The 15992-nt window shown below is 37.2% G+C and carries 14 protein-coding genes; 9 read left to right on the top strand and 5 right to left on the bottom strand.

Annotation, left to right across the window (positions count from 1 at the left end):
* Nucleotides 1–153: 153 nt before the first annotated feature.
* From ACPDG9_RS07570 to rnr, 3 genes are all read right to left on the bottom strand, one after another.
* Nucleotides 154–831, bottom strand: a complete 678-nt coding sequence (locus ACPDG9_RS07570; protein ID WP_430527153.1) for a LysE family translocator — start codon at nucleotides 829–831, stop codon at nucleotides 154–156.
* Between the two features lie 109 nt (nucleotides 832–940).
* Nucleotides 941–1609, bottom strand: a complete 669-nt coding sequence (locus tag ACPDG9_RS07565; protein ID WP_430527152.1) for a head GIN domain-containing protein — start codon at nucleotides 1607–1609, stop codon at nucleotides 941–943.
* Nucleotide 1610: 1 nt separating this feature from the next.
* A complete protein-coding gene (gene rnr / locus ACPDG9_RS07560; RefSeq protein ID WP_430527151.1) occupies nucleotides 1611–3788 on the bottom strand; it encodes a ribonuclease R in 2178 nt (725 codons plus the stop codon).
* A gap of 508 nt (nucleotides 3789–4296) precedes the next feature.
* Between rnr and ACPDG9_RS07555 the strand changes: the two genes are divergently transcribed.
* Nucleotides 4297–5910, top strand: a complete 1614-nt coding sequence (locus ACPDG9_RS07555; RefSeq protein ID WP_430527150.1) for an AMP-binding protein — start codon at nucleotides 4297–4299, stop codon at nucleotides 5908–5910.
* A gap of 48 nt (nucleotides 5911–5958) precedes the next feature.
* Complete coding sequence (rpiB, locus tag ACPDG9_RS07550) at nucleotides 5959–6390, top strand: ribose 5-phosphate isomerase B (protein ID WP_430527149.1); 432 nt, start codon at nucleotides 5959–5961, stop codon at nucleotides 6388–6390.
* A 76-nt stretch (nucleotides 6391–6466) separates the two neighbouring features.
* On the opposite strand, the gene ACPDG9_RS07545 is transcribed toward rpiB, so the two are convergent.
* Complete coding sequence (locus tag ACPDG9_RS07545) at nucleotides 6467–6730, bottom strand: DUF1294 domain-containing protein (protein WP_430527148.1); 264 nt, start codon at nucleotides 6728–6730, stop codon at nucleotides 6467–6469.
* Nucleotides 6731–6786: 56 nt separating this feature from the next.
* On the opposite strand from ACPDG9_RS07545, the gene ACPDG9_RS07540 reads away from it, so the two are divergent.
* Nucleotides 6787–8910, top strand: coding sequence for a Tex family protein (locus tag ACPDG9_RS07540; RefSeq protein ID WP_430527147.1), 2124 nt, complete (start codon nucleotides 6787–6789; stop codon nucleotides 8908–8910).
* 227 nt (nucleotides 8911–9137) lie between these two features.
* Here the strand turns inward: ACPDG9_RS07540 and ACPDG9_RS07535 are convergent, their stop codons facing one another.
* A complete protein-coding gene (locus ACPDG9_RS07535; protein WP_430527146.1) occupies nucleotides 9138–9356 on the bottom strand; it encodes a twin-arginine translocase TatA/TatE family subunit in 219 nt (72 codons plus the stop codon).
* A 193-nt stretch (nucleotides 9357–9549) separates the two neighbouring features.
* On the opposite strand from ACPDG9_RS07535, the gene ACPDG9_RS07530 reads away from it, so the two are divergent.
* The 6 genes from ACPDG9_RS07530 to rfbD all read left to right on the top strand — a co-directional run bounded on the left by ACPDG9_RS07530 (nucleotide 9550) and on the right by rfbD (nucleotide 15988).
* Nucleotides 9550–10431, top strand: coding sequence for a murein hydrolase activator EnvC family protein (locus tag ACPDG9_RS07530; protein WP_430527145.1), 882 nt, complete (start codon nucleotides 9550–9552; stop codon nucleotides 10429–10431).
* Between the two features lie 7 nt (nucleotides 10432–10438).
* Complete coding sequence (locus ACPDG9_RS07525) at nucleotides 10439–11926, top strand: GH3 auxin-responsive promoter family protein (RefSeq protein WP_430527144.1); 1488 nt, start codon at nucleotides 10439–10441, stop codon at nucleotides 11924–11926.
* Nucleotides 11927–11951: 25 nt separating this feature from the next.
* Nucleotides 11952–13628 (top strand): DUF6909 family protein, encoded by a 1677-nt coding sequence (locus tag ACPDG9_RS07520; protein ID WP_430527143.1) that lies wholly within the window; start codon nucleotides 11952–11954, stop codon nucleotides 13626–13628.
* A 125-nt stretch (nucleotides 13629–13753) separates the two neighbouring features.
* Complete coding sequence (locus ACPDG9_RS07515; RefSeq protein WP_430527142.1) at nucleotides 13754–14671, top strand: hypothetical protein; 918 nt, start codon at nucleotides 13754–13756, stop codon at nucleotides 14669–14671.
* 1 nt (nucleotide 14672) lies between these two features.
* Complete coding sequence (gene rfbC / locus ACPDG9_RS07510) at nucleotides 14673–15221, top strand: dTDP-4-dehydrorhamnose 3,5-epimerase (protein WP_430527141.1); 549 nt, start codon at nucleotides 14673–14675, stop codon at nucleotides 15219–15221.
* Nucleotides 15218–15988, top strand: a complete 771-nt coding sequence (gene rfbD / locus ACPDG9_RS07505) for a dTDP-4-dehydrorhamnose reductase (protein ID WP_430527140.1) — start codon at nucleotides 15218–15220, stop codon at nucleotides 15986–15988. The genes rfbC and rfbD overlap by 4 nt, the downstream gene beginning before the upstream one ends.
* The last annotated feature ends 4 nt before the right edge of the window (nucleotides 15989–15992 follow it).

The raw sequence follows: 15992 nt of genomic DNA, 5'->3' as shown, positions 1-15992 counted from the left end.
TTAGTATTTCTTTGCTATCCATCATGATGCAAATATATTATTTTACAACTTCCTCCCCAACTTTTGCGCTTGATCCACTTGAATTCAAAGAAAGCTACGTTCCACCATATTAAGGCATAGAAAAAGAACCCAAAAGGGTTCTTTTTCTATATATTATTTTCGTTCCAGTTTGGGAAGTGGTAAGTTTAGTTCCTTATCTGACGTCGGAATAAAGGCTTTAACCATAATAATAACGCCAAAGATGATCAGTAAAATACTGCTGATTTTTTTAACTTTGAGAATATTTTCTGCAGTTAGTTTCTTTCTCAGCTGTTTTGCAAGGAGTATTTTAAAGATATCTGTTACAAAGTAGGCCGCTATCGCAAAGAGAAAGAAAATAAACATTCGCTCCGTATCCATGTCCATTTGAGGACCTAAAGTAATGATAATAGCTAACCAAAAGCCCAAAACACCTACATTGATAAAATTGAGTAAGAAACCTTTTACAAACAAGTTTAAATACTCTTTTTTAAGATTAGGCGGTGCGATTTGAATCGTGTGAACTTGTACCTTTTTTAGCTTGACAAAGGAAATAATTCCATAGGTTAACATCAATAATCCTCCAAAAATAAAGAGAGCAGGATCATCCTTGATCGAATTAATCAAGCGAAAACTACTAAAAAAAGCGATGGTGAAAAATAAGGCATCTGCGAGAATAACGCCCATGTCAAAAGCAAGAGCTGCACGGATTCCCCTTGTAATACTCGTTTCAATAAGAATAAAAAATACAGGGCCAATCATGAAACTTAGGAAGAAACCTAAGGTAACACCTGTAAGTAAGTCATCTATCATTTACCACAATTAAAAATGCCAATATACTAGCTATATTGGCACCTATGTTTATTACCTACTGCAAGGTACAGCTTTTTATGACAAATGGAGAAGAAAAAAATAAATACTTTTATTTCTCCTTTTTGATACTTCCACCCATCACCACTTTTTCAGTGATTTTCTTAGGGTTTCCAAAGATAATGATTTCACCGCCTGCACGGGTTTTCGCATCGACTAATTCCGTTGCATTGACCTTGGCTGTTCCACCTGCATTGACAGTAACTTCTGTTTGCTCACTAAGGAGTTTTTCATTGTATACAGAGGCTCCAGCATTGACAAGAACATCCTGAGTACTCACCTTGCCTGTTAGGGTCATAACACCCCCTGTATAGGCTCTTACCGTAGCTTTTTGAGCTTCTATTTTCAAATCGATTGATGCTCCTGTTTTGCTTGTTATTGCTAAACTCGTCGCTTTAAGTGTTTCTGTACCTGATATGGTAGCACCTTCTTCAGCGATTACTTCTTCTAAATCTTTGTAGTGCAATTTGATGCGTACGTCACCGCCTTGGAAACTCTTGGAAATATTCATTCGAATCTTTAAGTTTCCATTTTTATTGACAAAATTTACTTCTTCTGCGTTGGTTCCTGAAACTTCCATTTTCGTTTCTGTATCAGGGATGAGTGTTAACTCAATTTTGTCAAAGACATTTACGCGTTTAAATTCCCCTACTTGTTTGACTTCTTGCGCAAATCCAATTGTTCCGCACAGTGCAATAAATAACAAAGCGATTTTTCTCATCTTAGCTCAGTTTTTGTATGTAATTAAAGTCTAATTGTTTTTTTACTAAATCGGCGTTCTTTACAGAAACAACGACTGTATCCCCTAGTTGAAGCGTGTTGTTTGTCGCTTGACCAACCAAAGCATATTGCTTTTCATCGTAAACGTAATAATCCTCTTTGATTTCGCGTATGCGAACCATTCCCTCACATTTATTCTCGATGATTTCTACGTAAATACCCCATTCTGTTACACCAGAAATAACGCCAACAAAGGCTTTATCTTGTTGATCTTTCATGTATTTCACCTGCATGTATTTGATGCTATCTCGCTCTGCATTAGCCGCTAAATTCTCCATAGCTGAACAGTGCTTACACTTCGTTTCATATTCTTCTGCATTGACTGAATTTCCATTGTGTAAGTAAAATTCTAGCAAACGGTGTGCCATTACATCGGGATAACGACGAATAGGCGACGTAAAGTGAGAATAGTAATCAAATGCCAAACCATAGTGTCCAATGTTTTGCGTCGAATAACTTGCTTTACTCATACTTCGAATAGCCAAGGTATCTACTAAATTTTGTTCTTTTTTTCCTTGAACGTTTTTCAATAATTCGTTCAGTGATTTGGAAATCGTATCTCTTGACTTAAAGTTTAATGAATGTCCAAATCTTGATATAACTGCTTGTAATCCAAATAGTTTGTCTTGGTCTGGTTCATCGTGTATACGATAGACAAATGTTTTCTTTTGTTTGCCAATGAATTCGGAAACCTTTCGGTTTGCCAATAGCATAAACTCTTCGATTAAGTGGTTGGCTTCTTTTGCTTCTTTAAAGAATACACCAACGGGTTCGCTCTCGTTGTTCAGGTTGAACTTTACCTCTACTTTATCAAAGGAAATTGCTCCCGCTTTCATTCGTTTTTGACGCAAGATAATGGCCAAGCGATTTAGTGTTAGTACAGCATGGGCTACTTCTTCACTCACTTCTTGAGCTTCACTAGTGATAGAAATCGATTCTGGAATGGTACGATCTTGTGTTTCGATGATGTATTGAGCCTCTTCGTATGCCATACGTTGATCAGAATGCGTAACTGTACGTCCAAACCAAGAGTCGACAAGTTCGCCTTTAGTATTCATCTCAAATACAGCAGAAAAGGTATATTTATCTTCATTTGGTCGAAGTGAACAAGCAAAATTCGATAATACTTCAGGTAGCATGGGAACGGTGCGATCCACTAAATATACGGAAGTAGCACGGTGAAAGGCTTCATCATCTAAAATAGTTCCTTCTTGAACATAGTGTGATACGTCAGCAATGTGTACCCCGATTTCGTAGTTTCCATTTTCTAGTGTTTGAAAGGATAGGGCATCGTCAAAGTCTTTGGCATCTCTTGGATCAATGGTAAACGTTAGTACTTCACGCATATCACGGCGTTTTGCTACTTCCTCCTCTTGAATGGAAGTATCCAGTTTGTTGGCAAACTCCTCTACTTCTTTCGGAAACTCACTTGGTAAACCATATTCCGCTAAAATTGCGTGGATTTCCGTGTTGTGCTCTCCTTGTTTTCCAAGTACTTTAACCACTTTACCAAATGGACTATCTGCTTTTTCAGGCCAATCTTCCAAATCAACGAGTACTACATCTCCCGGTTGTGCATCCAAAAACTTGTCTTTGGGGATAAAAATATCCGTATACATCTTGGCATCTGCTGTTGTAACAAAGGCAAAGTTCTTTTGAATGTCAATAACCCCAACAAATTGTGTGCGATGGCGTTCTAGTACCTCAACAACTTCTGCCTCTGGTTTTCTGCCTTTTCGCTTGTTGTAGATATAGGCTTTTACTAAATCTCCATCAAGTGCTTTGTTTAGATTATTTGTCGGAATGAAAACATCCTCTTCCAATTCTTCACTCACCAAATAGGCGGTTTTTTTACTCGTCATATCTATATGACCTTCTACGTAATTCGCTTTTGGTACAAAGCGATACTTACCTAGTTCTACTTCTTCGATAAGCGTTTTGGAAAGCAAGAATTTTAGTTCTTTAATGATTTCGTTTCTGCCCTGGGTATCGACTACTTCCAATTGAGCAGCTACTTGTTTATAATTATAAGATTTAGTTGGATTTTTTCCTAAAAACTTTAAAATCTTAGTTGAAAAATCAAATTGTTTTTTCTTTTTATGTTTAATTTTTTTTGCCATTTTTTGAGTTTTTTTCCCAACCTCTTGAGGTGCGGAAAGTTGTTTAAATGTACGAAATACTCTTTACTCCGGAGAATAAAAGTCTATTTTTTGTGTTATTATTGTGAATTACTGGGGCTAAAAAGTGTGCTAATCCTCACTATATCGAAACATAGTTTTTCATTTTTTTGGTAAAGGCAACAAGAAGAATCAGTTGAGGTCTAAGTCTTTTCAATGGGTTTCTGCTTGTTTTTTGCCTTAAAAGTGTAATTCACACCGAAAACTAAGGACAAAAGTATTTCTTTTTTTCTTAGTATTTGGTCATTTTATTCTTTTTTTACAAAATGAAGACCTTTTTCTCTTGCCTATCCTTAACTTTTTTTTAAAAAAGTGGAATACTTGTGTTTTTTAGGTTACAAAAGGTGACTTTTTAGGTAGATGCAATTACTTGTAAAAGTGAAATATTCAGTTAACCATCTACTTTTTTTTGTATTTTAGGAAAACCAATCATTAATAATCAAAGCAAACTATGAAAGCAATATCCTATGTGCATGGCGCATCAAATATTCCTTTACTGGGAGAAACAATAGGTGAGAATTTAAGAAAAATAACAGAACTATATCCTGACAATGAAGCACTAATCAGTGCACATCAAAATTATAGAGCCACATATCGCCAATTTCATCAACAAACAACTGCAGTTGCGCAAGCACTTTTAGCTTTATCTATTGAGAAGGGAGATCGCGTTGGAATTTGGGCACCGAATTGCTACGAATGGGTACTTTTACAATATGCAACTGCCCGTATAGGGGTAATTTTAGTGAATTTAAATCCCGCTTATCGCGCACATGAGTTAGAATTTGCCGTGAATCAATCGGAAATAAAAGCGATTATTTCTGCTGAATCTTATAAAACGAGTGACTACCGAAAAATGATAGCCGTCGTGCGTGAAGACTGTCCCTCGCTGAAAGAAGTGGTATTTTTAGTGGAGGAATGGAATCAATTCGTCGCCAATGGACAAACGGTGGATCTCGCGGTTTTAAATGAAATTGAGGCTTCTGTTCAGTTTGGTGAAGCCGTGAATATTCAATATACCTCAGGAACAACGGGTTTTCCTAAAGGAGTGACACTTACCCATCACAATATTTTAAACAATGGTTATTTTATTGGTATACGATTAAAGTACACGTCAAAAGATCGCGTGTGTATTCCTGTACCCTTCTATCATTGTTTTGGTATGGTGATTGGCAATTTATGTTGTACGTCACACGGGGCAACGATTGTGATTCCCAATGATAGTTTTGATCCCGTAAAAACGCTAGAAGTAGTAGAGCGTGAAAAGTGTACTTCACTCTATGGAGTTCCCACTATGTTTATTGCTGAACTACAGCTACCCAATTTTAAAAGCTACGATTTATCGTCTTTGCGCACCGGAGTTATGGCAGGATCCCTCTGTCCAGAACACGTGATGAAACGCGTAAAAACGGAAATGAATATGGATGAGATCAGTATTTGTTATGGTATGACGGAGACATCTCCTGTATCTACGCAAACCCATATTGGCATCGATCTTAAAAAACAAGTAAGTACAGTTGGAACGGTACAAGATCACTTGGAGATTAAAATTGTCGATCCAGAAACAGGGGGCATCGTTCCACGAGGAGAAGCAGGTGAATTGTGTACTCGTGGGTATTCTGTTATGTTGAAATACTGGAATAATCGCACTCTAACTGCTGAAGTATTGGACGAAAATAGATGGATGCACACAGGAGATTTAGCGACGATGGATGAGGAAGGTTATATCGCCATTACCGGGCGTATTAAAGACTTAATCATTCGCGGTGGTGAGAATATTTCACCGAAGTGGATTGAAGATTTCTTATACACCCACCCAGATGTTGCGGATGTACAAGTAATTGGCGTACCAAGTGAGAAATATGGTGAGGAAGTAATGGCTTGGGTAATTTTGAAAGAGGGCAAAACAGCAACGGGTGAAAGTATGCGCGCATTCTGTGATCAGAAGATAGCCCATTATCGCATACCAAAGTATTGGAAGTTTGTTTCTTCTTTTCCAATGACCATTTCTGGTAAAGTTAGAAAGGTGGAAATGCGTCAAATAGCTGTTGAAGAATTAGGATTATAAAAGGCAAAAGTTTTACCTTTGTACACGAATAATAACACAACAACACACATGAAAATAGCAATCGGAAATGATCACGCAGGGCCAGCCTATAAAAAGGCCATTGTCGATTTTTTACAAGCCCAAGGGCACGAAGTACTAAACTTTGGAACAGATAGTTTTGATTCAGTAGATTACCCGGATTTTGGTCATCAAGTAGCCACAGCAGTGGAAAATGGAACTGTAGATTTCGGTATTGTTATTTGCGGAAGCGGAAACGGAATTGCCATGTCTGCCAACAAACACCAAGGGGTGCGTTGTGCGTTGTGTTGGACTAAAGAAATTGCCGAATTAGCGCGTTTACACAACGATGCGAATGTGATCAGTATTCCCGCTCGTTTCACTTCTATTGAACAAGCCATTGCTATGGTAGAAACGTTTTTGAATACAGCTTTTGAAGGCGGACGTCATGCTAATCGAGTGAATAAAATCGCTTGTTCTTAAATTGAGCAAAAACACAAAAAATAGAAAAAAGGTATTTACGCAAGTAAATGCCTTTTTTTGTTGTTCTCTCCCCTGCTTATCGCTTAAACAAAGCAAAAAACAAGACAACTTGAATAATAAACACCGCATAAAACTTGAGTTTAAAACTTTGTTTGGCGTTTTTGTGGCGCAGATGTCTCATCGCCAGCCACCCTCCTACACTACCGCCCAAAAAGCAAAGCGTAAGTAGGTTTTTTTCAGAGATCCTATTCTTGTGTTTGATCGCCCGTTCCTTGTCTATCTTGAACATAGAGAACGTTATGTAGTTGATGGCGAAAATGTAAAAGAATAAAAACTTCATCTCATTTATTTATTGGCGCAAAGGTAGTATTTTAGCTATTCTTAAAATAATATATTATGACGTTGATTCATTTTATTCAACAAGCCTTGGATGCTTCTACTAAGAGCATTGAAAACACGTTAGCCTTGTTAGATGAAGCTTGTACCATCCCTTTTATTGCTCGCTATAGAAAAGATAGAACTGGAAATTTAGACGAAGTGGCCATTGAAAAAATTGCCAAGTACCGCGATTTATACGTTGGAATTGTCAAACGCAAGGAGTCGATTTTAGCTTCTATTGAAGAGCAAGGAAAGTTAACAGCTGAATTGCGTACAAAAATTGAACAGAGCTTTGATTTAGTTGAAATTGAGGATTTGTATTTACCCTATAAAAAGACGCGTAAAACCAAAGCAGATACCGCTAGAGCGTTAGGATTGGAACCATTAGCGAAGGTAATTATGGCGCAAAACGCAACAGATATAGCATCGATTGCACGAAAGTATATTACTAAAGAAGTGGAAGACGAAGAAAAAGCGATCCAAGGAGCTTGTGATATCATTGCCGAATGGATTAACGAGCATTTGCATATCCGCAAAGCCTTGAGAAGAAAGTTTCAACGCGAGGCTGTTGTGGGAACTAAAGTTGTAAAAGCTAAAATGGAAGAGGAGGGTGCACAAAAGTTTGAACAATACTTCGACTGGTCTGAACCGTTATACAAAATGCCTGCTCATCGTTTGTTAGCCGTTTTGCGTGCTGAAAAAGAAGGGTATATTCGCGTGAATATTGGTGTGGTTAAAGAAGATGCTATTCAGTTTATCGAACAAACCCTAATTAAAGGCAAAGGAGATGCGGTACCTTATGTACAAAAAGCCATTGCAGATAGTTATAAGCGCTTGTTAGAACCCGCTTTGTCCAATGAGGTATTAGGAGAGGCCAAGGCCAAGGCCGACGCCAATTCCATTGCCGTATTTTCCGATAATTTAGCACAGTTACTCCTTGCTTCTCCTTTAGGAGAAAAGCGTATCCTAGCGATTGATCCCGGGTATAAAACGGGGTGTAAAATTGTGTGTTTAGATGAAAACGGCAATTTGTTGTACAACGAAACCATTTACCCTCATCCACCACAAAAAGACAGCGTTATTGCGATGAAAAAGGTGAGATCAATGGTCAATTCGTATCGCATTGAGGCTATAGCCATTGGAAATGGAACGGCATCCAGAGAAACGGAATTCTTTATTAAGAAGATAGCCTTTGATAAACCTGTACAAGTATTCATCGTTAACGAAGCAGGTGCCTCTGTGTACTCTGCCTCTAAAATAGCAAGAGAAGAATTTCCCAATTACGATGTAACTGTTAGAGGTTCCGTTTCAATAGGACGTCGATTAGCAGATCCACTAGCTGAATTAGTGAAAATTGATCCCAAATCAATTGGAGTGGGACAGTATCAGCACGATGTCGATCAAACGCTACTGAAAAGCGAATTGGATGCTGTCGTAATGAAATGCGTGAATAAAGTGGGAATTAACATCAATACTGCAAGTAAATCACTGTTGAGCTATGTCTCGGGTATTGGAGAAAAAATGGCAGAGAATATCGTGCAATATAGAGCAGAGCATGGTGCATTTACTTCTCGTACAGGGTTGAAAAAAGTACCGCGTCTAGGAGAAAAGGCGTATCAACAAGCGGCTGCTTTCATTCGCATTAAGAATGCGATAAATCCTTTAGATGATTCTGCCGTTCATCCCGAAGCCTATCCCGTTGTACAGCAAATGGCGAAAGATCTAAATGTAACAGTAGATGCGTTAATTTCAAATAAAGAGGCTATTGGTAAAATCGAGGTAAAACGCTATGAAACTGCTGATATTGGTGTGTTAGCGCTGACGGATATCTTGAAAGAATTAGAAAAACCTGGATTAGATCCGCGAAAGGCAGCTAAAGTTTTTGAATTTGACCCAGCAGTAAAGCAACTTGCGGATTTAAAAATTGGACAAGTTTTGCCTGGAATTGTAAATAACATTACCAACTTCGGTTGTTTTGTGGATGTGGGAATCAAAGAAAGTGGTTTGGTACACATTTCACAGCTCAAAGAAGGATTCGTTTCTGATGTAAATGAAGTCGTGAAACTGCATCAGCATGTTCAAGTTAAAGTCGTTGATGTTGATCAAGTAAAAAAACGAGTACAACTCTCCATGATCCTATAATATTAAATTTAAAAACACACTTTGGCACAGTCTTTGTTTATATTTTAAAAGAAAATGTAACTAAGGTTTTTTGAAGAAAAAGTTAAGTTAAGTAGTGTTTTTATTATGTTTTATAAGTGAAGTGCCTGTTGAACGTTGTTTCAACGGGCATTTTTTTTAAAAAAATGCAATAAAAAATGCGTTATACTTTGAGTATAACGCATGTAAATATCGAGATCTAAATGGATTTATTCTGTTCTAGAGTTGTCTTCTTTAGTCGTATCTTTCTTAGATGTCTGTTGAGCATTTTCGTCTTTAGTAGCATCTTTGAATTCCTTGATTCCAGTTCCTAATCCTTTCATCAATTCAGGAATTTTTTTACCACCAAATAACAATAAAATTAAGGCAACAATAATTATTATTTGCCATGGTCCAACCATTCCTAAAAAAATATGTAATGAGTTCATATTATTTTGTTTGAAGATTTTAATAAAAACAAATATAGGAAGAAAAACTGATTCCGTTTATTGAAGGATTCGATTATTTAACTTTTTGATTGGTAATATTAACATTATGACCAATTTAATATGTGAATAAAAGCAAAAAAGAGAAGAAGTCAACTTTTTTAATGTTTATATTTGTGTGGAAAACAAGTAGCTTATGTCTAAGAAAGGACTTCAATGGAACAAATGGAAGAAACGACTTCTAGATAAATATAGAGTGGTGGTAGTGAACGATCGAACGTTTGAAGACATCAGTTCATTTAAACTAAACCTCTTAAATGTGGTAGGTGCAACGACAACAATTGTTTTTTTGTTACTTGTTTCCAATGTTATTTTACTTATTGTTACGCCTTTAAAGGAATATATTCCGGGCTATTCTTCGTCGGAGTTGAAACAAAAATCAGTGGATTTAGCCTTAAAAGTAGATTCATTAGAAACGGAAATCAAAAAGAATGAACAATATGTTGCTGCGGTTAAACGCGTGTTACTAGGTGATATTGAGATTACCTCAGCAAGTGTTGATTCCCTGAGAAAAACGGAAACACCAATTAATACAATTGAACATACTACACCGAGTGAGAAGGATTTAGAACTTCGAGAATATGTGCGTTTAGAAGATAAGTACAATCTTTTTACAAATGCAGAAGCTAGGGTTACGATGGTTCTTTTCTCTCCTATTGAAGGTACAATTGTTCGAAAATACGATCCAAAATCTTCTCATTTTGGTATTGATTTCACCGCGGCTAAGAATTCCATGGTTAAATCAGTGGCAAAAGGAACTGTAATTTTTGTCGATTGGACGATCAACGATGGCTATACAGTTATTGTATTGCATGAAGAAGGGGTTAGTTCGGTGTACAAGCATTTGTCCTCCCTTACGAAGAGTAAATATGAGACCGTACAAGCGGGGGATGTTTTGGGACTCTACAATCAAGAGGAGAACAGAGAAAATGTAAGTCAAAGTCAACCGGACCTGCATTTTGAATTGTGGAAAGACAATTATCCATTAGATGCTCAATTATTTATTGATTTAGAATAAAAACAATATGTCTATTAAATCTTTTGGAGCGAAAATATTTGCTTCGATTATCCATAAAAAAACTCAGAAATGGCTTAAAAATCCTGTAGAAACACAAGCTAAAGTGTTGGCGGATTTACTAGCACAAGCCAAGTATACCGCTTTTGGAAAAGACCATCAATTCGAGACTATTCAAGATGCGAAGCAGTTTGCTCAACACGTACCTATTCGCGATTATGAGGGACTAAAACCCTACGTTGATCGCGTGGTAAAAGGAGAAGAAAATGTATTGTGGAAGGGAAAGCCACTTTATTTTGCTAAAACTTCTGGAACAACCTCAGGAGCGAAGTATATTCCCTTGACGAAAGAATCGATGCCCTTTCACATTGAAGCTGCTCGAAATGCGATTTTAGCCTATGTGCATGAAACGGGTATTGCTGATTTTGTTGATGGTAAGATGATTTTTTTACAAGGAAGTCCCATTCTTGAACAAAAGAATGGAATTAACCTAGGTCGACTCTCGGGTATTGTGGCACACTATGTTCCTGCTTATTTACAGAAAAATAGATTGCCAAGTTGGGAGACGAACTGTATTGAGGATTGGGAAACGAAAGTGGACGCTATTGTAGAAGAAACCGTACAGGAGAATATGACGGTGATTTCTGGAATTCCCAGCTGGGTGCAGATGTATTTTGAACGGTTGAAAGCGAGAGAAGGAAAAGGAGTGGGAGAAATTTTCAAGAAGTTTAATTTATTTATTTACGGAGGGGTTAATTATGAACCTTATCGCGCTAAATTTGAACAGTTAATCGGAAGAAAAGTTCCCTCAATCGAATTGTTTCCCGCTTCAGAAGGTTTTTTTGCCTACCAAGATTCACAGAAAGAGAAGGGCCTTTTATTGCTTTTAAACGCAGGGATTTTTTATGAATTTATTAAAGTAGAGGAGTTTTTTACCGAAGATCCAAAACGCTATACCATCGGAGAAGTAGAAGTAGGCGTTAACTATGTCTTGATTATTTCGACCAATGCAGGGTTATGGGGATATAATATTGGTGATACCGTTCAATTTGTTAACCTCAACCCACATCGAATTGTTGTTTCAGGACGTATTAAGCACTTTATTTCTGCTTTTGGTGAACACGTGATCGGCAAAGAAGTAGAAACGGCTTTACAACAAGCGATGGAAGGAACTGCAGTAGAGGTCAATGAATTTACTGTCGCACCTCAAATTACGCCAGGAGATGGATTGCCTTTTCATGAATGGTTTATCGAATTTGGACAAGCTCCGGAGGATATGGAAGAATTTGCATTGAAAATCGATCAAGCCCTGCGCAAGCAAAATGTATATTATGATGATTTAATTGTCGGAAAGGTATTGCGTACCCTAGTGATTCGATCTGTAGAGCAGGATGGCTTTCAAAAGTATATGAAGAGCATAGGAAAACTAGGCGGACAAAATAAATTACCGCGATTGAGCAATGATAGAATCATTGCCGATCAACTGAAAATAGAATAAGTAGGAAATAAAAAATTGGAAGACTATGAGAGAGATTAAAAATATTTCAAGAACAAGAGCACAGGTCTCTTCTGCCGCTATTGAGCGCATTTATATTACCATGCGTCATTTGTTTAACAGAGGTTTCTATAAACCCATGGGCGTGTCTGGTGATACGTTAAGAGAGGCGTTACTTGAATTGCGCCCAGAAATCTATGGGACTATCGCAGAAGAAAAGGTAGAGTTAGACGGGTTGTTGTATGTTATCGAACGATTGCCAATCGGTATTGAAGAGTGTAGATATATCAACTTAACGTCGGATGAAGGTTATTCTTTTTCCCACTTTCAAGCCCTTGTACCTCCAAAGCGTAGAAGAAACTGTTACCGCATAGACGAAGAGCAGATGAACATTGAAATTACCCGAGGACGTTCTGATATTTATGATGTTTTGACGCATTTGACTTTCATCTTTATTGAGTCTCATAAGATTAAGAATAGAGTTTTAATCGATGAAGAAGGTAAAGTAACCCGCGATTGGAATAAAATAGAGTTCGCTGCTAAGCAGAGAGAACCGTTGGAATTAAGGGATAAAGAAGTAACGATCTCTCATCTTGCTAATGTATTAGGACGCTCGTTTGCGGAGGTATTAGCTGTATATGAGAAGTTTGCCAGTTCCGAAAATCCAGATCGCTTTTTGGATGTCATTTATTGGTTAGGAAAATTGGCAATCGAAGAAGAGGTAGATAATAACAAACGAACGATCACGTTTAGTCCCCTATTGCGAGAGCGTTTAGGACACCATATATACGGAGAAATTTGGTCAGATCGCATTAAGCGTGTTTTGGTTGAAAAAGGACTCTTAGAACGCCCTATTCACGTTATTAGTGCGAATATGCACAGTGTGATGAACTCTATCTTTGCTCCTTATGTGATGAAAGGAGAAATGGAGGTGGACCAAGAAACAGAAATATACGAAGAGTTGAGTAAACCCGAAAATAAAGCCTTGCGCAACTTAGTGCGTGAACGTGCTGAAAAAGAGGGAATGATTTTCTTATCCGACGATTCTGGAACGAATATCGATGTGCAAATTTTCGATACAGCCCAGATTAAGTTGGAGCATACGAACTTTAAAAACGCTCAACTAGGGGAAGTAGCTCCTGTGATTATCGTGATGGATTACGCGTTTGGAGAACAAGCCTATGAGACGATAGACGAATTGCTGAAGCCTTATAAAAAGCAGATTCAACTCAATGTTGAATCGGTTTCCATTATGGGAAAAGCGGGTATTTTAGAAGGGGGAAAAGGAGATATTATGATTCCATTTGCCCATATTAACGAAGGAACAGGTGATAATTATCCTTTTGACAATGAATTGACCGTTGATATGTTTGAAAATAACGGAATTCCGGTAGTAGGAGGTACCATGGTTACGGTATTGGGAACTTCTCTACAAAATAAGGATTTGTTGAAGTTTTTCCACGATTCTACTTGGGGCGTAATTGGACTAGAGATGGAAGGGGCTCACTATCAAAAAGCCATCCAATCTGCTTCAAAGATTCGCAAAAGCATTAATCCTAACGTAAAAGTTCGCTATGCGTACTATGCTTCGGATAATCCTTTAGAAACAGGAAGTACTTTGGCTTCTGGAGGATTGGGTACGACAGGGGTAAAACCAACGTATTTGATTACAATAAAAATACTAGAACAAATATTTAAAATGTAGTAATTTTAGGATTGCAAATGACGCACTCTACAGTTGATAGAGTGCTTTTTTGTTTCTAGTGATACACTATTGTGAATTATGTAGTAGTTTTATAGGATTATAAGTAAAAACCTTAGAGAATAAAAATGAAAGATAGCAACAAACACGACAATGAATTGGATATAATTGACTTGAAGTTTTTTGTAGAAAACAGTATTTTTAAAGTATTGAAATACTTAAAAAAGAATGGCATATATCTGACATTAATTGTAGGTATAGGCTTTAGTGTAGGCTATTATTTGGATAAGAAACAAGGAGCTGAACCATTAGTTTTGTCGAAGAATGATACAAAAGGCGATAGACTAATAAGAAAGCAAACTGCGATTGTGTTTAATTATAACTCAATTGATGTAGCCAAGCTTTGGATGGAAGAATATCTTCTAGATGAACAATGGATAAACGCGGGATTAGTTGACCTTAAGATAGAAGAGCTTGCTGATCAGAGGAATGATGTTAAAAGTGAACCGTCAGGCGCAATTTCAATGGCACATGCTGAAGAGGCAAAAACAAAGCTCAACCTGTTGGCGACAGATTTTTATTACTATAAGTATGTTGTTACAGCGAAAGAAGGATTTGACTTTAAATTATTTTGGAATAATTTAGTAGATAAAATAGAACGCGTTCCTCATTTTGCTAAAACAAAAGAGTTACACCAACTCTTTTTAAAAAATAGAGAGGAAGAGATAGGTCACTTCACGATGCAACTAAATAAGCTATTAGAAAAAGAAACAATAACATCGACAGATTTGCTTGCTGTGTTCAAGGAGAAGAAGGCACTTGAAGAAGAGTTAGTAACCATTAAAACCATACAAGCACAAACGTCTTCTGTTGTATTTGAGGCATATGAAATAAGTGAATCCGATAAAATTATCGAGAATAGAGGAGAGCGTTTGATTTCGATATCTCGCAAAAAGATTCAATTTCCTCTTGTAGGATTGGTTTTGTTTCTCCTGGGTCAATGGGTCTTTATGATCAACAGAAATTATACTAAAAAGAACATATAAGATGGAAATAAGAACTACAGCACTTTCCGGTTGTTTGGTTGTAAAACCTAAGGTTTTTACCGATCATAGAGGTTCTTTCTTTGAAAGTTATAATCGCGAATTATTTGAACGAGTGAGTGGATTACAGGTTGATTTTGTACAAGATAATCAATCATTTTCAACAAAAGGCACTTTACGTGGGTTACACTTTCAGCAAGGAACCTATCAACAGGCAAAATTAGTTCGCGTTATTCAAGGTGAAATTCTCGATGTTGTAGTTGATCTAAGGAAAAATTCACCTAGTTATGGACAGCATCTTACCTTGATTTTAAACGATGTAAATCAAGAGCAGTTATTTATTCCAAGGGGCTTTGCTCATGGGTTTTTAGTGCTGAGTGAAACGGCAATATTTGCTTATAAGTGTGATAATTATTACAACAAAGAAGCTGAAAATGGAATTCTTTATAGCGATCCTACATTAGCCATTGCTTGGACTGAACTAGATCAAGAATATCTTATTTCAGATAAAGATTTGCTACTGCCTTCTTTTCTAGAAACAACTCCATTATGATGCAAATTCTGGTTACTGGAGCAACAGGTCAAATGGGACAAGCTCTACAGACTATCGCTCCTCAATTTCCGCAAGCTAACTTTGTTTTTTTATCGAGTAAAGATTTGGATATCACAAGGATAGCAAGTTGTGTTGCTGTCTTTTCGAAGTTCCAACCCGACTATTGTATTAACTTAGCCGCTTATACCAATGTGGAAAAGGCGGAAGAGGAGGTAGAAGCAGCGTACCTTGTCAATGCTGAAGGATGTAAAAACTTGGCTGAGGTATGTTTGGAATTTGATACAGTATTGCTTCATGTTTCTACTGATTTTGTATTTGATGGTCAGCAAAATACCCCCTATAAAGTAACAGATGCGCCAAATCCTATTAATGTTTACGGTGCATCAAAATTAAAGGGAGAGCAATATATTCAAGCTTTAGTAGGTAAGCATTATATTATTCGAACTTCTTGGGTGTATTCTGTCTTTGGTCATAACTTCAGAAAAACAATGTTGAATTTGGCACAAACACGTTCTGAAATAAGTGTGGTAGACGACCAAATAGGATGTCCTACCCATGCAGTAGATGTTGTACAATATTGTATGTCCCTCCTCGTTGAGAAAAAAGCTTTTGGATTGTATCATTATCGCGGTGATCGCTGCTGTTCGTGGTATGATTTTGCCGTTTCCATTTTTCAGGAAGAAGGCATCGAAATGAAAGTGAATCGAATTAAGTCAGAAGATTATATAACTAAAGCAAAAAGACCAAAATACAGTGTATTAGAATAAACAG

It is taken from the genome of Myroides sp. C6-3 (genome assembly GCF_050522425.1).
In the GTDB taxonomy this organism is placed as follows: domain Bacteria; phylum Bacteroidota; class Bacteroidia; order Flavobacteriales; family Flavobacteriaceae; genus Flavobacterium.
Note: the sequence above shows the minus strand (reverse complement) of the source record. Positions and strands in the feature narration are given on the sequence as shown.